The organism is Xanthobacter flavus, from assembly GCF_017875275.1.
In the GTDB taxonomy this organism is placed as follows: domain Bacteria; phylum Pseudomonadota; class Alphaproteobacteria; order Rhizobiales; family Xanthobacteraceae; genus Xanthobacter; species Xanthobacter flavus_A.
Window position 1 is genome coordinate 1284579 of the sequence record NZ_JAGGML010000001.1, and the last position, 22925, is coordinate 1307503.

The 22925-nt window shown below is 67.2% G+C and carries 23 protein-coding genes; 12 read left to right on the top strand and 11 right to left on the bottom strand.

The features are described 5' to 3' along the window. Window positions 1–159 precede the first annotated feature (159 nt). The 4 genes from J2126_RS06310 to J2126_RS06325 are packed head-to-tail and all read right to left on the bottom strand — an operon-like array spanning window position 160 to window position 3903. A complete protein-coding gene (locus J2126_RS06310; RefSeq protein WP_209484944.1) occupies window positions 160–1296 on the bottom strand; it encodes an ABC transporter permease in 1137 nt (378 codons plus the stop codon). Beyond that, on the bottom strand, window positions 1293–2276 hold the full coding sequence (locus J2126_RS06315; RefSeq protein ID WP_209484946.1) for an ABC transporter ATP-binding protein: 984 nt from the start codon (window positions 2274–2276) through the stop codon (window positions 1293–1295). Before J2126_RS06315 ends, J2126_RS06310 begins: the two co-directional genes overlap by 4 nt. Further along, window positions 2273–3235, bottom strand: coding sequence for an HlyD family secretion protein (locus J2126_RS06320; protein WP_348634246.1), 963 nt, complete (start codon window positions 3233–3235; stop codon window positions 2273–2275). The genes J2126_RS06315 and J2126_RS06320 overlap by 4 nt, the downstream gene beginning before the upstream one ends. Beyond that, window positions 3232–3903: a TetR/AcrR family transcriptional regulator gene (locus tag J2126_RS06325; RefSeq protein ID WP_209484950.1), complete on the bottom strand. Its 672-nt coding sequence runs from the start codon at window positions 3901–3903 to the stop codon at window positions 3232–3234. The genes J2126_RS06320 and J2126_RS06325 overlap by 4 nt, the downstream gene beginning before the upstream one ends. 231 nt (window positions 3904–4134) lie before the next feature. On the opposite strand from J2126_RS06325, the gene J2126_RS06330 reads away from it, so the two are divergent. Beyond that, the gene (locus J2126_RS06330) at window positions 4135–4806 is read left to right on the top strand and encodes a transglutaminase-like cysteine peptidase (RefSeq protein ID WP_209484952.1); all 672 of its coding nucleotides are present in this window, start codon (window positions 4135–4137) and stop codon (window positions 4804–4806) included. A gap of 117 nt (window positions 4807–4923) precedes the next feature. Here the strand turns inward: J2126_RS06330 and J2126_RS06335 are convergent, their stop codons facing one another. After that, window positions 4924–5454 carry a gamma carbonic anhydrase family protein gene (locus J2126_RS06335; RefSeq protein ID WP_209484954.1) on the bottom strand — a complete coding sequence of 177 codons (531 nt, stop codon included), beginning with the start codon at window positions 5452–5454 and terminating at the stop codon, window positions 4924–4926. A gap of 167 nt (window positions 5455–5621) precedes the next feature. Between J2126_RS06335 and J2126_RS06340 the strand changes: the two genes are divergently transcribed. Further along, window positions 5622–7319, top strand: coding sequence for a tetratricopeptide repeat protein (locus J2126_RS06340; RefSeq protein ID WP_209484956.1), 1698 nt, complete (start codon window positions 5622–5624; stop codon window positions 7317–7319). A gap of 9 nt (window positions 7320–7328) precedes the next feature. On the opposite strand, the gene J2126_RS06345 is transcribed toward J2126_RS06340, so the two are convergent. Then, window positions 7329–7838, bottom strand: coding sequence for a low affinity iron permease family protein (locus tag J2126_RS06345; RefSeq protein ID WP_209484959.1), 510 nt, complete (start codon window positions 7836–7838; stop codon window positions 7329–7331). 159 nt (window positions 7839–7997) lie between these two features. Between J2126_RS06345 and J2126_RS06350 the strand changes: the two genes are divergently transcribed. The 8 genes from J2126_RS06350 to J2126_RS06385 all read left to right on the top strand — a co-directional run bounded on the left by J2126_RS06350 (window position 7998) and on the right by J2126_RS06385 (window position 15557). Beyond that, on the top strand, window positions 7998–8351 hold the full coding sequence (locus J2126_RS06350; protein WP_209484961.1) for a hypothetical protein: 354 nt from the start codon (window positions 7998–8000) through the stop codon (window positions 8349–8351). 89 nt (window positions 8352–8440) lie between these two features. Further along, entirely contained in the window at window positions 8441–9103 is a 663-nt protein-coding gene (locus tag J2126_RS06355; RefSeq protein WP_209484963.1) for a 5'-methylthioadenosine/S-adenosylhomocysteine nucleosidase, read from the top strand. Between the two features lie 21 nt (window positions 9104–9124). Then, the gene (locus J2126_RS06360) at window positions 9125–10426 is read left to right on the top strand and encodes an RsmB/NOP family class I SAM-dependent RNA methyltransferase (protein WP_209484965.1); all 1302 of its coding nucleotides are present in this window, start codon (window positions 9125–9127) and stop codon (window positions 10424–10426) included. A gap of 31 nt (window positions 10427–10457) precedes the next feature. Further along, complete coding sequence (locus J2126_RS06365) at window positions 10458–10952, top strand: hypothetical protein (RefSeq protein WP_209484967.1); 495 nt, start codon at window positions 10458–10460, stop codon at window positions 10950–10952. 70 nt (window positions 10953–11022) lie between these two features. Then, entirely contained in the window at window positions 11023–11247 is a 225-nt protein-coding gene (locus J2126_RS06370; RefSeq protein WP_209484969.1) for a hypothetical protein, read from the top strand. Between the two features lie 109 nt (window positions 11248–11356). Further along, on the top strand, window positions 11357–12925 hold the full coding sequence (guaA, locus tag J2126_RS06375) for a glutamine-hydrolyzing GMP synthase (RefSeq protein ID WP_209484971.1): 1569 nt from the start codon (window positions 11357–11359) through the stop codon (window positions 12923–12925). Window positions 12926–13154: 229 nt separating this feature from the next. After that, a complete protein-coding gene (locus J2126_RS06380) occupies window positions 13155–14177 on the top strand; it encodes an IS110 family transposase (protein ID WP_209483277.1) in 1023 nt (340 codons plus the stop codon). Between the two features lie 193 nt (window positions 14178–14370). After that, a protein-coding gene (locus J2126_RS06385; protein ID WP_209489906.1) for an IS3 family transposase occupies window positions 14371–15557 on the top strand; the annotation gives its coding sequence in 2 pieces (ribosomal slippage) (window positions 14371–14620 and window positions 14620–15557; 1188 coding nt in all). A gap of 54 nt (window positions 15558–15611) precedes the next feature. On the opposite strand, the gene J2126_RS06390 is transcribed toward J2126_RS06385, so the two are convergent. The 5 genes from J2126_RS06390 to J2126_RS06410 form a co-directional block, all read right to left on the bottom strand. After that, window positions 15612–16766: a hypothetical protein gene (locus tag J2126_RS06390; RefSeq protein ID WP_209484973.1), complete on the bottom strand. Its 1155-nt coding sequence runs from the start codon at window positions 16764–16766 to the stop codon at window positions 15612–15614. A 38-nt stretch (window positions 16767–16804) separates the two neighbouring features. Beyond that, window positions 16805–17329, bottom strand: a complete 525-nt coding sequence (locus J2126_RS06395; RefSeq protein WP_245327227.1) for a phenolic acid decarboxylase — start codon at window positions 17327–17329, stop codon at window positions 16805–16807. Between the two features lie 70 nt (window positions 17330–17399). Further along, window positions 17400–18881 (bottom strand): UbiD family decarboxylase, encoded by a 1482-nt coding sequence (locus J2126_RS06400; protein WP_209484975.1) that lies wholly within the window; start codon window positions 18879–18881, stop codon window positions 17400–17402. Then, window positions 18881–19504: a UbiX family flavin prenyltransferase gene (locus tag J2126_RS06405; RefSeq protein ID WP_209484977.1), complete on the bottom strand. Its 624-nt coding sequence runs from the start codon at window positions 19502–19504 to the stop codon at window positions 18881–18883. The genes J2126_RS06400 and J2126_RS06405 overlap by 1 nt, the downstream gene beginning before the upstream one ends. A gap of 116 nt (window positions 19505–19620) precedes the next feature. After that, window positions 19621–20412: a PAS domain-containing protein gene (locus tag J2126_RS06410; RefSeq protein WP_209484979.1), complete on the bottom strand. Its 792-nt coding sequence runs from the start codon at window positions 20410–20412 to the stop codon at window positions 19621–19623. 558 nt (window positions 20413–20970) lie between these two features. Here J2126_RS06410 and J2126_RS06415 point away from each other — a divergent pair. Then, window positions 20971–21201 (top strand): hypothetical protein, encoded by a 231-nt coding sequence (locus tag J2126_RS06415; RefSeq protein ID WP_245327736.1) that lies wholly within the window; start codon window positions 20971–20973, stop codon window positions 21199–21201. A gap of 65 nt (window positions 21202–21266) precedes the next feature. Further along, the gene (locus tag J2126_RS06420) at window positions 21267–22874 is read left to right on the top strand and encodes a thiamine pyrophosphate-binding protein (RefSeq protein ID WP_209484981.1); all 1608 of its coding nucleotides are present in this window, start codon (window positions 21267–21269) and stop codon (window positions 22872–22874) included. The last annotated feature ends 51 nt before the right edge of the window (window positions 22875–22925 follow it).

Genomic DNA, 22925 nt, shown 5'->3' on the forward strand with positions numbered 1-22925 from the left:
AAATGCCGCAGCGCAGCGGACATCAGGTCGCATAGCCTTCGTGCAAACGCTGGACGCGCGAGCCTGGAACGCCTCCAGGCTCCACCACATCGCGCACTATTTTCCACAGGACGATTTCGGGCAAGCGCCAAAGCTTCGCGGCCACATGCCGCACGGCTTTTAGTCCAGAGTTTGCCGGAATCTCGCCACGGCGATCGCCATCGCCACCAGCATCAGCACCACGAGCGCGCCCGCGTCGGTGGTGAGGTCGGAGATGCCCGAGCCCTTCAGGAGAATGCCGCGTACCATCCGCAAATAGTGGGTGAGCGGCAGCCCCTCGCCGATCCACTGCGCCCACAGCGGCATGCCCGAGAAGGGAAACATGAAGCCGGACAAGAGGATGGAGGGCAGGAAGAACATGAACGACATCTGCACCGCCTGGAGCTGGTTCTGCGCCAGGGTGGAGAAGGTGTAGCCGATGGAGAGGTTGACGACGATGAACAGCAGCGTCGCCACCGCCAAGAGGATCGCGCTGCCCTCCAGCGGCACGCCGAAGAGAATCATCCCCGCGCCCATGATGAGCAGCGCCTGAAGGATGCCCACCAGCACATAGGGCGTGATCTTGCCCAGCATGATCTCCACCGGGTGGATGGGCATGGAGAGCAGGCTCTCCATGGTCCCGCGCTCGATCTCCCGCGTCACCGACAAAGCGGTGAAGATGAGCATGGTCATGGTGAGGATGGTGCCCAGGAGGCCCGGCACGATGTTGAGCTGGCTGGTGCCGGCGGGGTTGTAGCGCCGGTGCTGCACGATCTCGAAGGCCGCGCTGCCCGGCGCATCCACGAACCGCTCGCGCGCGAGCGCGGAATTCACGACCCCGGCAAGCGCGGCCAGCGCATTGGCCGACCCGACCGGATCGGTGGCATCGGCCGCGACCAGCAACTGGGGCGCATCCCCCCGCCGCAGCGCGCGCTCGAAGCCGGCCGGGATCTCCACGAAGAACAGCACATCGCCCGAGCGGATCATGTGCTCGGCATCCTCTGCGCTCTTCACCTCGCGCACGAAGGCGAAGAAGGCGGTGTTGCGCAGCGCGGCGAGGATGGCGCGGCTGACGTCGTTGTTCTCGTGGGTGAAGACGGCGGTGGGCAGGTGGCGCGGCGTGGTGTTGATGGCGTAGCCGAACAGGATCAGCTGCAACAGCGGGATCATGATCATGGTCGCGAACGTCACCCGGTCGCGGCGGAGCTGGATGAACTCCTTCACGATCATGGCGCCGACGCGCGTGAAGAAGCCGCCCCGCGCGGCGCGCGCGCTCATCGCAGCTCGTCCTTGGAGCGGCGCATCAGGTCGATGAACACGTCCTCCAGCGTCGGCGCATCGGCGCGGAAGACCAGGCGCTCATCGGCCCGGAAGGGGGCGAGGGCCGCCTCCAGCGCCCCTGCGTCGCGGCCGGAGATGTGCAGGGCGGTACCGAAGGGCGCCACCATGTCCACGCCCGCCCGCTGGGCCAGATCGCGGGCGAGGTCGCGGGCGATGCGGCCGGCCTCCTGCCCCGCCTCGCCCTTCACCTCCACCGTCACGGTGGTGAGGCCGGCGGCGGCGATCACGCTCTGCACCGTGCCCTGGGCGAGCAGCTTGCCGTAGGCGATGTAAGCGATCTCGTGACAGCGCTCCGCCTCGTCCATGTAGTGGGTGGAGACGAGGACGGTCAGCCCTTCGGCGGCGAGATCGTGGATCTGCTCCCAGAACTCGCGCCGCGCCTGCGGATCGACGCCGGCGGTGGGCTCGTCCAGAAGCAGGAGGTCGGGACCGGGCAGGATGCAGGCGCCGAGCGCCAGCCGCTGCTTCCAGCCGCCGGACAGCGCGCCGGCCAACTGCTTGCCGCGCCCCTCCAGCCCCAGCCGCTTCAGCGCCTCGGCGGCGGCCGCCTCCGGCTTGTCGACGCCGTAGAGGCGGGCGACGAACTCGAGATTCTCCCGCACGGAGAGATCCTGGTAGAGCGAGAAGCGCTGGGTCATGTAGCCCACATGCTCGCGGATCGCCCGGGACTCGGTGAGGATGTCCATGCCGAGGCAGGTGCCCCGGCCCGCGTCAGGCGTCAGCAGTCCGCACAGCATGCGGATGGTGGTGGTCTTGCCCGAGCCGTTGGGGCCGAGGAAGCCGTAGATCTGCCCCCGCCGCACCCGCATGGTGAGGTTGTCCACCACGCGGTGCCCGCCGAAGCTCTTGGAGAGGCCTTCCACCTCGATCACCACCTCCGGATCGGGCGCTGAGGCCGCCTGCGCCGTTGTGCTCACGGGGCGGCTCCGAGGATGACGTTCACCGGCTGCCCGGGCTTTGCCCTGGCCGGATCGTCGGGCCGCGCCTCCACCATATAGACGAGCTTGGAGCGCTCCTCGCGGCTGTAGATGACTGGCGGGGTGTATTCGGCCTGCGCCGCGATGAAGGACACCTTGGCGGTGAAGGGGGCGCAGCCGTCGCAGGTGACGGTGACGGGCGCGCCAGCCGCGACCTTCGGCAATTGCGCCTCGGGCACGAAGAAGCGCACCTTCACCAGCCCCGGCGGCAGAACGGAGACGATGGGCCGCCCCTCCGGCACCATCTCACCGGGCCGGTAATAGACGGTCTGCACGGGGCCGTCCGCCGGGGTCTTCACGGAGCGTCGATCCAGCCGGATCTGCGCGGCGGAGAGATTCGCCTTCGCCGTCTGGACGGCCTGTTCGGCGGCCTCGATGTCCTGTGTGCGCGAGGCGATACGGGCGGCGGCGATGCGGCGCTTGGCCTCGTCAAGGGCGGCCTGGTTCTGGTCGTACTGGTGCTGGGCGGAATCGAGATTGGCCTGAGAGGAGGCGCCCTTGGGCACTAGCGTCTTCTGGCGGTCCAGCTCGATACGGGAGAGATCGAGCGCGGCGGCGGCGCGGCGCTCGGAGGCTTCCAGCACCGCCACCTCCTCCGGCCGCTGGAGCGGCGAGCGGGCATTGGCGAGGCGCGCCTCGGCTTCCCGAAGCTGCGCGGCGGCGGCATCGCGGTCGGCGATCTGGAGATCGTCCTCCACCTTCGCCAGCACCTGCCCGACCTTCACCTGCGCCCCTTCTTCCACCAGGAGCGCGGTGACACGCCCCGGCTCAGTGGGGCCGATGAAGACGAGATCGCCCTCCACATAGCCGGAGAAGCCGCCTCCCTTGTCCCCGTCGCAGCCGGCAAGGCCGAGCGCGGCGAGGGCAAGCATGGCGCACAAAGCGGGAGCGCGTGTCACGTCTCTCTCCATCCAAGGCCGCGCAGGATCAGGTCGCGATGGGCGGCAAGAAACCGGCGCACGTCCAGGGGGTCGAATGTGCCGAACATGCTGTTCCACACCACCGCCACGATGGCCGGGGCAATGACGAGCTGGGGGAATTGGGCGGGAATGTCGCTGTCGATCTCGCCGCGGGCGATGCCCCGCGCGACGATGGCGCGGATGAGCGCAAGGCCGCGCACCACGACTTCCCGGTGATAATAGGCGGCGAGTTCGGGAAAACGCGGCCCCTCGGCAATCATGAGGCGCACAAGAGCCTGAGCCGGCGCTTCCAGCACGCGCTGGGCGAGAAGCTCGATAAGTAGGTCCAGCAATTCCCGCGTCGTACCCGGGAACAGGGCGACCATGCCGCCGGCATCCACGATAACCGGCGAGAGGTTCTCTTCCACCAGTCCCCGGAACAGCGCCTCCTTGTCGGAGAAGTAGAGATAGAGCGTGCCCTTGGCGACGCCCGCCCGCCGGGCCACGTCCTCCAGCCGCGCGCCGGCGAAGCCGTGGGCCGCGAACTCGGCCAGGGCCGCGTCGAGGATGGACCGCCGCCGCTCGCCCCTGTCCATGGCCGGCGCGCGCCGACGCCGGGCCTGCGGCGACGAGGGGCTCTCCTGCGAGTCTTTGGGCATCTCCGGCATGGCAACTCGCAATGACTGACCCGTCAGTCACTAGCATGGTCAATGGCGCGATCCAACTGCTGGCCTAGGGTCAAGCCGGCAAACAGGGTTGCGGCGAAGCAACAGCGGCGAAAGATCGCAAAAGGCGGAGGTAACTAAAAACCGGGCAGTTAAGGTTAACAGAAGGTTGACGGAGCCAAGCCCGGCGGCTTGAGGCATTATCTTTTTGTTAACTCCGCTCGGACCCCGGCAATGTCGAAGCGCGTCTCGCTCCTCAGCCTTCTTCTGGCGCTGGCCGCATGGGTCGCGCTTCTGGGCGCAAGCGTCCCCGCCGCCGCGCAGCAGGACACGCGCGGGCAGTTGCGCCTTGCCAATCTGGCCGCCACCTTCGCGCCGCGCCATCTTGCCGACGGGCGCTATACCTCCGCCCCGTCCGGCTACGTCCGCTTCTGCGCCGACAACGGCGGCGACTGCCGCGCCGCCGGGGCCCTCATGCCGGCTATCCGTCTCGACGCCGAACACAAGGCCGAGCTTGAGCGCGTCAATCGTACCGTCAACGAAGTGGTTCAGCCCGAGACCGATCTCGATCATTACGGCGAGACGGAGCGCTGGGCCTATCCCGACGACCGCCGCGGCGATTGCGAGGATTATGTTCTCGAAAAGCGCCGCCGCCTCATCAACGCCGGCTGGCCCACTTCGGTTCTGCTCATCACGGTGGTGCGCGATCACGAGGGCGATGGTCACGCCGTCCTCACCGTCGTCACCGACAAGGGCGACCTCATCCTCGACAACCAGGAAGCCGAGATCCTCACCTGGACCGACACCGGCTATCGCTTCGTCAAGCGCCAGTCCAAGGAGGATCCCTCCCAGTGGGTTTCGCTCGGCGAAGCCCGGGTGCCGCCGGTGGTGGGCACCGGGCGCTGACAGCTTGACCGTCAAAGGGTCGCCTCGCCGGCTCCTGCCTCAGCGAGACGAAAACGGGCCGGAACCGACGCCGCGGTTCCGGCCCGTTTTGCGTTGTATCGGGCCCGATCGGCCCCCTCAGTCGATGCGCTTGAGGCCGGCGGCGTATTGGGGCCAGCGGTGCTGGTAGCCGGCCGCCGTCGCGATCAGCCGCTCCGCCGCCGCCTCGTCCAGGGTGCGCGCGACCTTGGCCGGGGCTCCGACAATCAGCGAATAGGGCTCGAAGGTCTTGCCCTCGGTCACCAGTGCCATGGAGCCGACGAGGCAGTGATCGCCGATGACGGCGCCATTCAGCACGGTCGCGCCCATCCCCACCAGCGCCCCCTCCCCCACCGTGCAGCCATGCAGCGTCACGCTGTGGCCGATGGTGGCCTTGGGGCCGAGCGTCATGGGATAGCCGGGATCGGTGTGCAGGACGCAGTTTTCCTGAATGTTCGTGCCCTCGCCCACCACGATCGGCTCGTTGTCGCCGCGCAGCACCGCGCCGAACCAGATGCTCGCGCCCTCCTTCACGATCACCCGGCCGATGAGGACGGCCGTGGGGGCGATCCAGAAATTGCCGGAGGCGGGCAGCTCCGGGGCGATGCCGTCGAGGGCATAAAGCGGCATGGGGTTCCTCCAGAAGGTCGATCGGCGGGCCGGCGTGGCGGCCGGGCGCGCCTGTCCCTGCCTATCGCCATCGGCGCCCGCATGCTAGAGGCGCGCCACGCCTTGCCGTCGAGCAGCCATGTCCAGCCGGCCGTCGCGGCCTCCGCCGAACCCAGCCCGTCGAGACCATGTCCCAGCCTCCTGCGCTCCCCCCGCCCCTCGCGAAGCTGCTCTATGACGGCTACCAGCAACAGCTGCGCGGGCAGTATGAGGAGGCGGCCCGGGCCTATCGCAAGATCCTGAAGAGCGCGCCGGACCATGCCGACGTCATCCAGCTCCTCGGCATCTGCCGCGCCCGCCAGGGACGCGAGATCGAGGCCATCGAGCTTTATCGCAAGGCGCTGGCGCGGCGACCGGACGATGCCAAGTGCCTGTACAATCTCGCTCTCGCCTATGGGGCGCTGAAGCGCGAGGCGGAGGAAGTGGCCGCCATGGGCGAGGCCTTCGCGCGCGACCCCTCGCTTCCGCTTGCGGCCAACGTGCTGTTTCCCGCCCGCCGCGCCACCTGCGACTGGCGCGGCCACGACCGGCTTCTGGAGAACCTGAGGCTCGGCGCCACCGGCCAGAGCGCGCCCTCCATTCCCTTCCTGACGCTTTACATCGACGACCCCGCCCTGCACCTCGCCGCGGGCCGGCGCTGGGTGGAGGCGGAGAGGCAGCCCGCCCGGCCCCTCACCTTCGACCATTCGGCCCGGCGCGCGGCCACCGGACCGATCCGCGTGGCCTATGTCTCGGCCGATTTCCGCATCCATCCCACGACGCACCTCATCGCCGGCCTGCTGGAGCGGCACGACCGCAGCCGCTTCGAGATCACCGCCGTCTCCATCGGCCCGGACGATGGCTCGCCCGAGCGGGCGCGGGTGAAGGCGGCGGTGGACCGCTTCGTCGATGTGGAGCAGGCGAGCGTCGAGGACATTGCCCGCCAGATCGCCGGCCTCGGCATCGACATCGCCGTGGACCTCATGACGCACACCAAGGGCGAGCGCATGAGCCTGTTCGCCCATCGCCCGGCGCCGGTGCAGGTGAGCTTCCTGGGTTATCCTGGCACCAGCGGCGCGCCGTTCTTCGATTACGTGATCGGCGACCCGGTGGTGCTGCCGTTCGCGGACGCGCCTTTCTACAGCGAGAAGATCGTCCAGCTGCCCCACTGCTACCAGCCGAACGACCCAGACCTGCCAGTCGGCGAGCCGCCCGGCCGCGCCGCCTGCGGCCTTCCGGAAGATGCCTTCGTGTTCGGCGCCTTCAATGCGGCCTCGAAGCTCGATCCGCAGACCCTGTCCAGCTTCGTCCGCATTCTCGAAGCGGTGCCGGGCTCGGTGCTGTGGCTGCTGGAGGGCCGGCCCGGCACCGCCGACAATCTGCGTCGGGAGGCCAAGCTCAGGGGCCTCGACCCTGCGCGTCTCGTGTTCGCGCCCCGGGCGGAGCTGAAGGAACATTTGGCCCGCATCGGCCATGCGGACCTCTTCCTCGATACCTTCCCTTATACCGCCCACACCACCGCCAGCGATGCGCTGCGCCGCGGGTTGCCTATCGTGACCCGCACCGGACGCTCCTTCGCCTCGCGGGTGGCGGAAAGCCTCATGCGTCAGGTGAACCTCGGCGATCTCGCGGTGACGACGCCCGCGGCGTTCGAAGACCGCGCCATCGCCCTCGCCCGCGATCCGGCCGCGCTGGCCGAGGTGCGCGCCCGCCTTCAGGCCGCCTTGCCCGGCTCGCCGCTGTTCGCGGTGGACCGCTACGCCCGGCACATCGAAAGCGCCTTCGAGACCATGGCCGCGCGCATGCGGTCGGGCGCGCCGCCGGAGGCATTTGCCGTCCCGGCCTGAGACAAAAGCTCAGCCGGAGACCGGTCCATCCTCCGCCCGCCCCTGCCCCGGCTGGCACTCCGGCGCCTCCGAAAGCGGCACCCGTCCCCGGCTGTCCCCGGCCTCGCGCGCCTCGTCGGCGAGCAGCGCATATTCCAGCCTGAGGCGCTCCAGCACCTCCTCGTCCAGATCCTCAAGATCGAGCAGGCTCTGGCGCGGGCCTTCGAGGCGGGCGATGAGCTCGTCCAGCTTGATCTGGAGCGCGGCGGTGTCCCGGTTCTGGCTGTTCTGGATCAGGAAGACCATCAGGAAGGTGACGATGGTGGTGGAGGTGTTGATGATCAGCTGCCAGGTGTCGTTGAAGCCGAAGAGCGGCCCCGTCATCCCCCAGATCACGATCAGCGACACCGCACCGATGAAGGTCGCCGGCTTGCCCGCATAGCGGGATACTGTTTGCGACACGCGGGTGAAGAAGGGCCGAGGCGCGCGGCCGGCGTCCACCTTGCGCCGCAGTTCCCGGATGTCGTCTTGCTGGCTCATCTGTGATGCCTCCGACGGCCCGCGAGGCCGGGGACCGCGCACCGGATGCGTTCATCCCTGAAAGAACGCAGCGAGGGAACGAACGGCCGCTCCAGCGGTTCCGGTCATGGCAGCGCTGGCGCTTTATGGCATGCGCGGCCGCCCGCCCCGGAGGCTTTGATGACCGTTCAGATGATCCTGCTGCCGCTTTTCGTTCACGTCGCTCTGGTGCTCGCCGTGCTGCTGCGGGCCGTGCGCTCCACCGAGGTGACGGCGGACGGATTGCGCGCCGGCCTCGCCGCCGTGCTCTTCTACACGCTCACCTGCCTCGCCTTGTTCACCCGCAAGGCGGACGTGGCCTTCGTGGTGCTGGCCTGGCTGTTCGTGATCCTGCGCATCGCAGCCGCCTTTCCCCAGCTGTTCTCTGCGCGGGCGCGGGGCGGCATCGGCGGTGTCAGCCTCGATCTCGCCAGCCTTGCCGTGCTGGCCCTGATGTGGGTGTTGTTCGCGCTCGCCGTCCTTCTGGCCGTCTGAGGCGCCGCGGTTGACAGGCGCGGCGTGGCGGTTGAGGAGTCTGCTCATTGCGCAGGGTGCCCATCCGGGGGCGCCCGATGGGATTTGCGATGACCGACCCCGCCCGCCACGTCCTCGCCTTTGGCGGCCACGACGTCCTCTTCGTCATGGCGACCAGCCAGGAGTACGGAGAGCACCTGAAGGCCCGCATCGATCCGCTCATCACCGGCGTCGGGCCTGTGGAGGCGGCGGTGGAGACGGCGCGGGCGCTCGCCATCCTGCACCATCAGGGCCGCCATCCGGATCTGGTGGTGACGCTGGGTTCGGCCGGCTCTCGCCGGCTCGACCATGCGGAAGTCTATCAGGTGGCGCGCGTCGCCTATCGCGACATGGACGCCTCGGCGCTCGGCTTCGAGCGTGGCAAGACGCCCTTTCTCGACGAGCCGGTGGTGGTGGAGCTGCCGCACCGCATCGCCGGCGTGCCCGAAGCCTCCCTCTCCACCGGCGGGGCCATCATCTCCGGCGCGGCCTATGATGCCATCGCCGAGGACATGGTGGACATGGAAACCTTCGCCGTGCTGCGCGCTGCCCGGCGTCACGGCGTACCCCTCCTCGGCCTGCGCGGCATCAGCGACGGCAAGGCCGAACTGACCGGCTATGCCGACTGGACCGAATATCTGCATATCATCGACGAGAAGCTGGCCCGCGCGCTGGACCTTTTCGCCCGCCAGCTGACCGCGGAGGGGCTCGCCCCCGTCGCGCCGCAGGCCTGACCCGACAACAGAAGAGCCGCCGTGACCCCTGCCGCCCGCCTTTCCGCCGCCATCGAGATCCTCGCCGACCTCGCCGCGCGCCGCCGCCCCGCTCCCGACGCGCTGAAGGACTGGGGCCTCTCCCACCGCTTCGCCGGATCGGGCGACCGCGCGGCCATCGCCGGCATCCTCTACGACACCCTGCGCCGGCGCGCCTCGGCCGCCCACGTGATGGGATCGGAAGAGCCGCGCGCCCTCGTGCTCGGCATGCTCGCGCTCATGCGCGGCCTTTCGGTGGACGCCATCGCGGAGCTGGCCGACGGCGGCCGCTTCGCCCCCGCGCCGCTCTCCGAGGCCGAGCGCGCCCGGCTCGCCGACCCGAGCCTTCAGGGCGCGCCGCCCTTTGTGCGCGGCGACTATCCCCAGTGGCTGCATGCCTCGCTGAGGCATGTGTTCGGCGAGAGCGTGGTCGAGGAAGGCGCGGCGCTGGCCGCCCGCGCGCCGCTGGATCTGCGGATCAACACGCTGAAGGGCGAGCCCGAGGCCGTTAAGGCGGAACTCTCCCATCTTCACCCAGAGCCCTGCCGCTTCTCTCCGCTGGCCCTGCGCATCAAGCTCGATTCCGAGGGCAAGGCGCCGCCGGTTTCCGCCGAGCCAGCCTTCCTGCGCGGCGAGGTGGAGGTGCAGGACGAGGGCTCCCAGCTCGCCGCCATCCTCGCCCGCCCCGTGCCCGGCGGTCAGGTGCTGGACCTGTGCGCCGGCGCCGGCGGCAAGACGCTGGAATTCGCCGCGCTGATGGACAACAAGGGCCAGATCTACGCCCATGACAGCGACATCCGCCGCCTGAAGCCCATGCACGAGCGCCTCGCCCGCGCCGGCGTGCGCAATGTGCAGGTGCGCAGCCCGCGTGGCGCCGAGGACGTGCTGCACGACCTCGAAGGCAAGATGGACCTCGTCCTCGTGGACGCCCCCTGCACCGGCACCGGCACCTGGCGGCGCAACCCCGACGCCAAGTGGCGCGTGCGCCCCGGCGCCCTCGCCCAGCGCACCGCCGAGCAGGCCAAGATCCTGGAGGAAGCCGCCCATTATGTCCGCCCCGGCGGCCGGCTCGCCTACGTCACCTGCTCGCTCCTGGACGAGGAGAACGGCGCCCAGGTGCGCGCCCTCCTCAACAAGCGCGAGGACTTCCACGTGGTGCCGCCCAACGAGACGGTGCTGTCCCTCGGCACGCACGGGCAGGCCCTCGCGGACGCCGCCCTCACCAGCCGCGAGGGCATCCTTATGACTCCCCGCCGGACGGGGACGGACGGCTTCTTCGTCAGCGTGATGAAGCGGGCGGGGTGAGGCGGGTTCAGATCTCCGGCGGAGGCGCGACATGCCGAGCTACAGCGAAGACTGGAACCCGTTTCCCGGTCTGACGCCGAAATTCCAGATGAAGGTGACGCGGCTGGCGGCTCTGGGATGCCTCCTGATCCTCGGCACCGAGATCAGCATACTGACTTGGGTCGATTCCAGCCGGACCTATTGCCCTGGGTGGGCAATCGACACAAACAACACCATCGGGTTGGCGGTGTTTGGCTTCGGCCTGCCTCCCACGGCCTTCTGGTGCTGGCGCGCCGCAGTCATGACTGAGAGGAAGTTCCTGAAGGAAGTGCAGGCCAAATACCAAAAGGGGCCGCCCTACCCCATGGGGGAGGATGTCGTTCTCACGACGCCGGAGGAGTTCCGGACCTCGGCGTTTGATCAAGCCATCTGCGTGGGCGCGATAGCCTGGACCTTGGTCTGCGCCATCCCGCTCTTCCTCATGCTCGCCTTCTGCTCCCCTCTCGCCCCCTCTGGCGCTCCCCTCCCACCCAGCGGCCGGGCGTGAACCTTCACCGCAGCTCCGGCGTTCCCGCCTTGCCCGTGACGCGCACGGGTGAAGGAGAAGGTGCCGCGCCATGGGTCTCATCCGCCTGCTGCTCCTCGTGGTCGTCCTCATCGGCGGCTACTGGGCTTATTATGTCTATGCCTCCGGCGAGCCCTATGACGAGATCGGCAGCGCCATCAATTCCCGCCTCCCGGAGAAAGCTCGCGAATTCGGCTGCAACGAGCTGAAGCGCCGCCACGGCACCGCCGCCGTCAATGCCCCGGCCGGCTGCGAGCCGTACTGGGCGCGCATCTAGAACCGCTCCCGAGGGACGCAGAGGAGCCCTGCGCGGCGCTTGACTTTTGGAATCGTCGCTTTGCGGCTAAAGGAAGGGCCGAAACCGCCCTCTCGCCCAAGGCTTGCCCATGACCGCCGCGCCCGCCGCCTCCCAGGACACCGTCCTCATCATCGATTTCGGCAGCCAGGTGACGCAGCTTATCGCGCGCCGGGTGCGTGAGGACGGGGTCTATTCCGAGGTGGTGCCGTTCCAGAAGGCGGAGGAGGCCATCGCTCGCCTCAAGCCCAAGGCCATCATCCTCTCCGGCGGTCCCGCCTCGGTGATCGAGGGGCAGAGCCCCAAGGCGCCGGACGCGGCGTTCGGGGCGGGCGTGCCTGTGCTGGGCATCTGCTATGGCGAGCAGTGCATGGCCGCGCAGCTGGGCGGCGCGGTGGAGGCGGGCCACCACCGCGAGTTCGGCCGCGCCGAGGTGACCGTCCAGAAGTCCGTGCCGCTGTTCGACGGCGTCTGGCGCCCCGGCGAGCGCCACACCGTGTGGATGAGCCACGGCGACCGCGTGACCCGCCTGCCCGAGGGCTTCGAGGTGGTGGCCACCTCCGACAACGCCCCCTTCGCCGCCATCGCCGACGTGTCGCGCAACTATTACGGCGTGCAGTTCCACCCCGAGGTGGTGCATACGCCGGACGGCGCGCGGCTCCTCTCCAATTTCGTGCGCAAGGTGGCGGGCCTCGAAGGCAACTGGACCATGGGCGCCTTCCGCGAGCGCGCCATCGCCCGTATCCGCGAGCAGGTGGGTACCGGACGGGTCATCTGCGGCCTCTCCGGCGGGGTGGATTCCTCCGTCGCCGCCGTGCTGATCCACGAGGCCATCGGCGATCAGCTCACCTGCGTGTTCGTGGACCACGGTCTGATGCGCCATGCCGAGGCGGACGAGGTGGTCTCCCTCTTCCGCGGCCACTACAACATCCCCCTCGTCCATGTGGACGCCGCCGACCTGTTCCTGAAGGAGCTGGAGGGCGTCGAGGATCCGGAGGTGAAGCGCAAGACTATCGGCCGGCTCTTCATCGACGTGTTCGAGGCCGAGGCCAAGAAGGTCGGCGGCGCCGATTTCCTCGCGCAGGGTACGCTCTATCCGGACGTGATCGAGAGCGTTTCCTTCGCCGGCGGCCCCTCCGTCACCATCAAGAGCCACCACAATGTGGGCGGCCTGCCCGACCGCATGAACATGAAGCTGGTGGAGCCCCTGCGCGACCTGTTCAAGGACGAGGTGCGCGCGCTCGGCCGCGAGCTTGGCCTGCCGGAAAGCTTCGTCGGCCGCCACCCCTTCCCCGGCCCCGGCCTCGCCATCCGCTGCCCCGGCGCGGTGACGCAGGAGAAGCTCGACATCCTGCGCAAGGCAGACGCCATCTATCTGGAAGAAATCCGCTACGCTGGCCTCTATGACGTGATCTGGCAGGCCTTCGCCGTGCTCCTGCCCGTGCGCACCGTGGGCGTGATGGGCGACGGCCGCACCTACGACCACGTCCTGGCCCTGCGCGCCGTGACCTCCGTGGATGGCATGACCGCCGACTTCTACCCCTTCGACATGAGCTTCCTCGGCCGCACCGCCACCCGCATCATCAACGAGGTGAAGGGCGTCAACCGCGTGGTCTACGACGTGACGAGCAAGCCGCCGGGGACCATCGAGTGGGAGTGAAATGATGTGGTTCGCGACGTTTCGCGAACTATCGCCACATCGTCATTGACGTTGCCCCTCCTGGCTAATCCAGTTTGAAGTTCGTTCTGGCCCAATGAGAGGACCAGAACATGAGGCGCAGCCGCTTCACCGAGGAGATGGGGTATTCGGTCCTGATCTCTTGAGCCGTTTGCGGCGTTCGGCGGCGAAGAGGACGATCGGGGCCTGAACCCAGCGCCGGGAGGTCCCCATGGTGTACGTCGGCCTTGATGTCTCTTTGAACTCCGTAGCCGTCTGTGTCATCGACCGGGAAGGTCAAATCCTGAAGGAGGCGAGCGTGGCGTCGGAGGCGTCCGCCATCTCGCAGTGTCTCCAGCCTTGGCGGGATCGGATTGCGAAGATTGGGCTTGAGGCTGGGCCGATGTCGGAATGGCTGACTGCGGGTTTGGCGGAGCTTGGTTTTCCCGCCATCAGCCTGGAGGCGCGGCAGGTGAAGGCGGCGTTGTCGGCAATGCCCGTCAAGACCGATCGGAACGACGCGCGCGGCATTGCCCAGGTGGTCAGGGCTGGTTGGTACAAGGTCGTGCACGTGAAGAGCATCGGCAGCCAGCACGCGCGAACGTTGGTGGCGGCGCGCAAGCACCTGATCCGCTCCATTGCCGCGTCGGAGCAGACACTTCGCGGATTGCTCCGTCCCTTCGGCTTGAAGGTCGGCATCGTGTCGCGGGCCGGATTTGCCTCTCGTGTCCGAGATCTGGTTGGCAACAACGCCATCCTGGCTGAGGTGATGGCTCCCCTATTGGCAGCCCGGGACGCACTGATGCAGGAGTACCAGCGCCTTCATCGCCTGGTCGTCCAGGCTGTCCGGAATGATCCGGTCTGCCGCCTGTTGACGACCATGCCCGGAATCGGGCCGGTTTCCGCTCTGACGTTCAGAGCAACGATCGATGCGCCCGAGCGTTTCGCCCGCTCCCGGTCCGTCGGGGCTTATCTCGGGCTCACACCTCGGCGGTATCAATCGGGCGAGATCGATCGGACCGGACGGATCACCAAAGTGGGCGACGGGGAGACGCGAACTGCGCTGTTCGAGGCCGCCAACGTCATCCTGCGACCGAGCACACGCTGGTCACCGATGAAGGCCTGGGCGGTGCGCATTGCTCAGCGTCAGGGAAGTAAGCGGGCGAAGGTCGCTCTGGCTCGCAAGATGGCGGTCGTTCTTCACAGCATGTGGCGGAACGGCACGGAATTCCGATGGACTGCGGCCGCGGCGTGATCGACCCGGCTGTGGTTCCCTGAACGCCCGTCGCGGGGCGCGGGATGATTGAGTTCGCATGATCTGTCGTCGCAGCCGCTGACGCGGCCGAGCACGCCGAAGAGCTTGAACCGGTCATTCCATCGAACACCATCATGTGGCGATCCTCGACCACGGACAGAAGCAAAGAACCCGCGACGTGCCATCATCGGGGTTGACGACACCGGACCGAATACAGAAGCAGATCATCGGGATCCTGAAGGAGCACGAGGCCGGGGTGCCGGTCTCGGACCTGTGTCGCAAGCACGGGGTCAGCGACGCCAGCATCTACAAGCGGAAGGCGCGTTTCGGCGGGATGGACGTATCGGAGGCCAAGCGGCTGCGGGCGCTCGAGGATGAGAGCGCCAAGCTCAAGCGCATGCTCGCCGACGCCATGCTGGACAACGTCGCGCTGAAGGATCTCCTGGGAAAGAAGTGGTGACGTCCGCTGCCGAGCGCAGGGCTGTCGCCCACCTCATGGAAGCCCATGGGATGAGCGAACGGCGGGCGTGTAAAGCCACCGGCTTCTGCCGCATGACCATGAGATACAGAGCCACGCGCGGGAATGACGCCTCGCGTGAGCGCATGAAGGCCATCGCCCGGGAGCGACGGCGGTTTGGCTACCGCCGTCTCCACGTCCTGCTCAGGCGGGAGGGCTTCCGGGTCAACCACAAGCGGCTGTTCCGGCTCTATCGTGAGGAACGGCTGATGGTCCGCCAGCGCGGCGGTCGCAAGCGGGCCATCGGAACGCGGGCGCCGATGATGATCCCGCTGCGACCGAACGAGCGCTGGTCACTCGACTTCGTCGCCGACCAGATGACCGATGGCCGGCGCTTCCGGATGCTGGCCATCGTGGACGACTGCACTCGCGAGTGCCTGGCGCTCGTGGCGGACACGTCGCTGTCCGGGGTCAGGGTCGCTCGCGAACTCGACAGGCTTCTGGCAGAGCGCGGCCGGCCCAAGATGATCGTCAGCGATAATGGCAGCGAGTTCACCTCCAATGCCATTCTGGCCTGGACCGACGCGGCCCGGGTCGAATGGCACTACATCGCGCCCGGCAAGCCGATGCAGAATGGCTTCATCGAGAGCTTCAACGGCCGCCTGCGGGACGAGCTGTTGAACGAGACGCTGTTCTCCAGCCTGTCTCAGGCCAGAGCCGCTCTCGGCCGGTGGCAGCTCGACTACAACACCGCCCGGCCGCACTCGAAGCTCGGATGGCAGACGCCAAGCGCCTTCGCCTCAACGTTCCACCCGCGGCGGGATCAGACGCTCCGCAACATGAACGGCTCCGCGTCTGCTCCCGCCGCTCCACACGCCCGACAGGGCAAATCCAACCGCCAGAACGAACTCACAGCTGGATAGAAGTTGGGGGCAACGTCACAGTCCACGCAATTGGAGGAGACTGGTGAGCGTTTTTTAGCCCATAAGATGTGAAATCTCACCCGCGATATCTGAGGCGGTCTGCCTGAGAAGCTTCAACGTCTGCACGGTTCTCCTCGCACCACTCTCTCCAAGGAAGAACATGTGGTTGCCCGGCAGCGTCGCGCTCAGTCGCTGGGCGGCGTGCCCGACATACTCGACCAACGACGCCCATTTTTCAGGGGGCAGCGCAGCGAGCTTGTCCGTTTGCGAGAAAACGAGACCTTCGCAAAGCTGCTGGGTGATGTAGACGCCCCATGTGGAGCGGTCCGTGAGAGCGTGTCGGGCATCGATCGCAGAGGCGTGCGTCATCAAAGCGAGCGGCGGAAAGGCGCGATAGTTCGCGGTGCCAACCTCGAGCGCGTCTCCGGCCGGGTCGGGAACGAAAGATCCGTCTCTGTAGCGCATGGCCGATGCTGCCAGCCCAACCGGAAAATCGCCGGTCATCTCGCGTGTGAATTCGTCGGTATCAAGCACCACGTGGCCGGCAGCCGCGTTCTGATCCGCAAGGCAATGGAGCAGCCAGTCAAGATAGGCCCCCTTGACGCCGGCGAGGCCGCTTGCGGCCGGCTTCAGGTGGTTGAGGCCAGGCAGGGTATTGGGAAGTGCCGATGCAGCCGCCATCGCGACGAAGAGTTCGATGCCCTTTCCCTTTCGGCGCAGCGCGGCATGAAGAGGCTCAGCAATGCGCCCCGCCATGCTCCAGCCGAGCACGATGGCGTTCGCCGGCAGGTCATCGCGATCCATGTAGCGCGTGATGATCTCCGCGCTCTGTTCCGCCCAATCGGTGATCGAAAATTGCGGGAATGCGCCGTTGAACACGCCCCTGTTGTCCATCGGATAGGACAGGACAAGCGAGGGAAATCCGTCCTCGTGCAGCCAGTGGCACAGGAAATCGGCGGCCCTTCCTCGGGGCGGTCCATAGGCGACGCGACCGAGCACCCCGCCTCCTGTGACAAACACTACGAGGGGAAGGCCCTCGCGCCCCGGTTCGAACCGCACCAGAGCCGGATAGCCGGCCGCCTCGGTCAACTCCTCGCCCGGATAGAGCATTGGGGATCTCGTCTGTGCTTCCGCCTGAGTGCGCCATGCCGCGCCCAAGGCTATACCGAGCATCGCGACTTGACGACGATTGAGGTCCAATACCGCCATGGTCGAACGCTCCATGTCCCGCCAATCGCCGGAGGCCATCAGCCTACGTTGCGGCGCGTCGCATAGCCCGTGGGCAGGTCCTCGGGGGCGCAGGCGATGACGCTTTCGTCGTCGCGGCCGCACTCCTCCACGAAGGTGATGTCGGCGAACTCGTCGACGAGCATGGTCGGATAGGTCGGCCCCGCGTCGCGATACTGGCGCATCAGGTCGATCTTTTCGTTCTGGAAGCCGATGATCTTCTTCGGTTCCTCCTCGATCCAGCGCGGGAAGAAGGTGGCGCCGTGGGCACGGTTCTCATTGAGATTGTAAGCGACGCTCACGCAGGTGCCGGTCGGCTCGTGCCAGGAGACCTTGTACACGCCGTCGGCGAGGCGGACGATGTGGACCTCCTGGCCCTTGACCCAGCGCCCGCCCACCATGCCGCCATGGACGCGGTAGTCGATGGTGCGCTCGTTCTTGAAGTACATCTCGTACTGCCAGCCATTGGCATAGGTGTAGATGATGTGCTTTCCGACGAAGGGGGCGATCTCGGCCGGACGGGTGGATTCAAATGGGTCGGTCATGATTTCCTCTCTCCCGGCGGCCAAGGGATGTTCCCCTGTCCGGGTCCGTGGGCGGGGTGGTTGGCGACGCTCAGCTGAAGCCGTATTCGCTCCAGCGCCGACGCACGCGGTCGACGATTTCCGCCGGATAGCCGTGGCGGAACGATGCCCGCATCGGCAGGGCTTCGCCCCATTCGTCCGGGGCAAGGCAGTTGTAAACGATCTTGCCGGTATGGCCGGAAACCTTCTCGCTCTTGCGCAGGTAGGCGAGAAGCGGCGCGGCCTCGATGTCGTCGAACACGGCATGGCCCAGCAACGGGTGGCAACGGGTCGCGAAGGCCCAGACCAGTTCCTTCAGGTCGGTCGGATCGACGTCGTCATTGAGCACGATCACCTTGGGGATCACCGCCCCCGCCTTGCTCGCGAAGACTATCTGCCCGATGCGTCGGCAGAGTGCCTCGCTCTCGCCGACGCCGCTCCGGCGGCGCCAGTCGCGCGGAACGGTGACCACCAGCCAGTGCAGAGCCGACTGCAGCGGAATCCAGGCCGTAGTGGCCGGGATGCCGGACTGGCGCAGCTCATGCAGGAGTTGCGCCGAGCTCGGCAGGCCCCAGGCGGTATGGTTCTCCTCCGCCGGTTCGCCGGCAACGACAACCGGCAGAATGGCGTTGTCACGATGGCTGATGGCGGAAACCCGGTAGGTGGGCCGGCGCGCCGGCGTATCGAGAGGGATGTAGCCGGCGAACTCGCCCATGGGGCCTTCCACGACCAACTCGTCGAGATGAAGGTGCCCTTCGATCAGGACCTCTGCGCTGGCGGGAGCTTCAAGATCGACGGTCCGGCACGGCACAGTCCTGATGGCGCGTCCCAGCAACGCGCCGAGGCGCCCGCCCTCGTCGACGTGGGCCGGCAGAGGCATGCCGCAGATGAAGGGAATCGCAGGCTCCACCCCGAGCGCCAAGGCGAACGGCATCGGCTTGCCTAAATCTGCCCAAGCCTTCGCCACCATCCCGAGGTGCTGCTCCGGCGCCACGATACCGGAGAGGCGTTGGCCGTCGATCACCATCATCCGAGCGATGGACCAGTTGGTCCAGGTTTCGTCCGGCATGCGCGCGACGATGCATCCGAAGGTGTTTAGGTATCGTCCGCCGTCCCCATAGTGCAGGAGTGGCACGGGAAGCGCGGTGAGGTCCACCGCGGCGCCGGTGACGGTGTTTTCGAAGACCGGCGCATCGTCCACGACCACCGGGTCGATGGCCGGCTTGTCGAGGCTCGCGGTGATGGCCTCCACTATGGCGAGGCCGCCCGTTGTCGGCGGCAGCTCCAGCGCGACGGCAACGCGAACGAGCTCCATGCCGGGCTGCGCGCTGGTGCCGCCCGGAGCACCAAGGATGCGGAAGCGACCGGGATGGTCGGAGAAGGTGTTGAACAGGGGCGCCGGCGCACCGGTCTCGATGCAGCGCCGGATGATGGCGCCAAGCTCCAAATCCAGCGAGACCGGCGCGCCGATCTCCTGGATTTCTCCAAGGCCGCGCAGGGCCTCGATGAAAAGGCGCAGGTCGGTGAGCGGCATCATGCATCTCCCCCGGGGCGGGCCGCGGCGGCCTTCGACCCGCCGTTCCATCGGTCGAACAAGCCGGCGTCGAGGTCGTAGAGGTCGAGCACACGGCCGACCGTATGGTTCACGATCTCGTCGAGCGAGGTCGGTCGGTCGTAGAAGGCGGGGACAGGCGGAAACACGATCGCGCCGTTTTCTGTGGCCTGCGCCATGGACCGGATGTGGCCCGCATGCAGGGGCGTCTCCCGGAACATGAGGACCACCTGGCGGCGCTCCTTCAGGCAGACGTCGGCCGCGCGGGTGAGCAGACCGTCGGTGTTACCGGTGGCGATCGCGGACAGACTCCTCACCGAACAGGGGGCGACGATCATGCCCATGGTGCGAAACGAGCCGGAGGCGATCGCGGCGCCGATGTCGGCGTCTCCATAGCTGAAATCAGCCATGGCGCGGACGTCGCGCACCTTCAGCATGGTTTCGTGAGCGAGGGTGCGTTCGCCCGGCTTCGACATGACGAGATGGGTCTCGATGTCGAGACTCCGCAGCACCTGCAGGATGCGCAGCCCGTAGATGATCCCGGTGGCGCCGCTGATCCCGACGGTCATGCGCCGGCGTCGCGCAGGAATGACGTGCTGTTGCATGGCGTGCGTCCGGTCCCGGTTCGATTGAACGGAACCTAGCTAGCCGGGCCAGAGGCCTCATCGTCAGAACTGTCTATGCGGGACGCGAACCGACCAACGGGTCGGCCGAACCACCTTCAGCGCTGCTGCGGCACGAGTGCGCCGAGGGTCGCCATGGTGCGCTCGAAGTCGCGCAAATTCTCTGCCTCCGACTTGCCCAGGATCGAGCGGATCTGGCTGCGGACGGTCATGAGCGAGACACCGCGTCCGCGCGCCACATCCTCGGCACTGGCACCGCCGGTGAGTGCGAGAGCGACCTCAGCTTCGGCCCGGCTAAAACCAAACATCTCGCACAGCATGTCCGCCTGCGGCACTACCTTGCGATTGAGCGACCGCAGGAGGATGAGAGCCAAGGGCTCCCTGCCATCGCCTTCGTCCCGCCCTCTCACGTCATTTGCAAGGCCCAGCGGCGCCGGCGCAACCGTCAGCGCGGCGATGGCGCCGTTGCGCGAGGTGACACGCATAGCCCCCCCTGGCCCCCCTGACGTAGCGGAGGTAACGAGTTTGCGCAGCAACCCGGCCTCTTCGCGGGACATCGCGGAGAGGTACACGCCACTGCCGGCAAAAGGGCCGGAGCGCATGGAGAACAGGGCGGAATCGGGACCGGCCAGATACCTGCGAGCGAGATCGTTGACGAAGCGTATCTTCAGGCCCGCATCGACCACCCCCACGCCTACGGGAAGCGCGTCCAGGGCAGCGCGCGTCAGGGCGGCGGCCTCGTCCTCGCGCCCGAGCCGTGCGCGCAACTCGATGGCGCGCTGGACGTGCGGCATCAGGGTTTTGAGCAGGCGGACATGGGTTTCGTCGAATGCCCCCGTGTCGTCGCCGCGGGACACCAATATCGGAGTTGCCTCCGTGAGGCCGGCCATGCCGCCGACGACGCTCGTGGTGTCGCGCGAAGTCGAAGTAATATTCGCTGCGGAGGAGTTCGGTTTCAGCGACCAGCTCGGCGCCGAGCTTTGCGTTGCCGAGGTGGTGGGCCCGCGCTGTCGCAAAGTCGTAGCGGGCCTTGGCAGCGTAGGGGTCTCTGGCGTGGAAATAGGCCGAATAGGCGCTCTCGCTGCCATCGGGAGGCATTAGCAAGTTGCGCGGCCCCCCGGGACCTCCAAGGACCAGCACAGCGCGCCGCGCATCCATGATGCGGCAGATACGGTCGCCGACGTCCAGCCAACTGCCGTCCCCGGCGCCGGCCTGGTAGATGGCGCCGACGCAATCGGCCAGTTCGCGTTCCGTGTCTTTCACGCTGGGGCAGCCCCGAAAGTAGCCGGAAGATGGCAGAAAATCTCAGCCCGTTCAACGCATCCTGACCTGCCGGGATGCAGCGAAGGAAGCTTTACCCAGGGTCCGTCGCTCTTCATTCAGTCCCAACAAAAGCTTGGGAACCTCACCAGTTCTGTTGATGTGCGTCCCAATGCCGTATCGATAGGCTGACGTCTCAAAAGCAAACGCCGGCGGTTCTCGACGGCCGTTGCGCGGAATATCCCGCCGAGCACAATGTGGGGCACCTCTATTTCGCGAAGCCCGCAATGGTCGACCATTTCAAGGCGCTCGATCCTTGCAACACCTTCAATCCCGGGATCGGCCGCACCACCAAATGCGCGCACTGGATGCCGCGCGGACAGAACGTTGCACGAGGCGCCTTCCGGTGCGACGGCTGACCATGTGAAATGCCAAGTACGGCGCACGCCACTCGGCTGGCTCCGGCAAGATCATTGGAGCGAACATGACGACCCGGACCGGTGGCGAGCTCATCCAGGATTTCCTTGAGACTTATGAAATTCCGTTTGTTTTCGGCAATCCCGGGACCACGGAGACCACCTTCCTCGCGGCGGTGGCGGCCTCGAAGGCCACCTATGTCCTGTCGCTGCATGAATCGAGCGCGGTCGGCATCGCCGCGGGCTATGCCCTGATCACCGGAAAGCCGTCCATCGTCAGCCTCCATACCTATCCGGGCCTCGCCAACGGCATGTTCAATATGCGGAACGCGCTGATGTCCGGGGTGCCCCTGCTGGTCATCAACGGGCAGCAGGATTCCCGCTTCCTCATCCACAATCCTGTGCTGGGCGCGCCCAATGTCCAGCTGGCCCAGACCGCCACCAAATACGCCTATGAGGTGACCCGCACGGACGATCTCGCCGTCGCCCTGCAGCGCTGCTACTTGCACGCGCGGCTCCAGCCGACGGGTCCCGTTTTCCTCTCCATCCCCATGAACTTCATGCTGGAAGAGACGGAGCACGCCACCTTCAAGAAGACGCGCATCATCGAGGACGTGGTGCCGCATTCCATCGGCGAGGTGGCCGCCGCCCTTGCGGCGGTGCCCCGGGGCAAGCTCGCCATCGTCGCCGACTATGCGGTGGGCGCGGCGCACGGCATCGACGTCGTCAGCCGCATCGCCAGTGCGCTCGGAGCCGACATCTATGCCGCCCCCTTCCACGTGCAGGGGACGGTCGATCCGCTGCATCCGAACTTCCGTGGCCAGCTTCCTCCCACCACGAAGAAGATCAATGAGACGCTGGGCAACTACCACACCATGCTGCTGATCGGCGAAAAGGTCGACACTTTCACCTATGATGGCCTCCAGGCGCTGCCGGCGGAATTGCAGGTCGTCCAGATCGCGCCGGCGGCCAGCCAGCTCGGCTTCGATTTTCCCTGCGACATGGCCGTGCTCGGCGACGTCCATGCGACCCTGGACGCGCTCGCGTCCGTGCTGGGTGCCCCGACCGCGGCAGCCGACGGGCGGGCGATCAGCGACGGCGCTCTGGATGCGAAATATCCCGCCTCGGGACCGCACGCGAGCGATGCGCTGATCCTGGCGGTCCTGCGCCATCTCGACCGATCGACGCATGTCGTTACGGAAGGTTCGTCCGAGGACGCCATCGTGCAGGACATGGCTGTGAGCCTCGGCTTCCGAAACGTGCATTTCTCGCCTCGCGGCGGCGGGCTGGGCTGGGCCCTGCCGCTGGGCGTGGGCATCGGCCTGGCAAGCGGCAAGCACGCCGCCTGCTTCGTCGGCGACGGAGGCAGCCTGTTCTCCATCCACGCACTCTGGACGGCCGCGAAATATTCCATCCCGTCCATCTTCATCTGCTTCGTGAACAACGAATATCGGCTGCTGAAGGACCTGTGGTGCAATGTGATGGGCACGACCATCGCGAGCACGCACTTCGTCGGTCTGGACTTCAGCGATCCCGATGTGGACATGCAGAAGGTCGCCGAAGGCTTTGGTGCCCGCGTCGAGACGATCGACGCCGTCGGGGACGTCGGGGACGTGCTCGCCCGCGCGCTCGCGCATCAAGGTCCGAGCTTCCTGATCATCAATCGCGAGCCGTGAACCGGCGGCGGCACTGCCCCGCCGCATCTCCATCAATGCAGAATAAGGGAG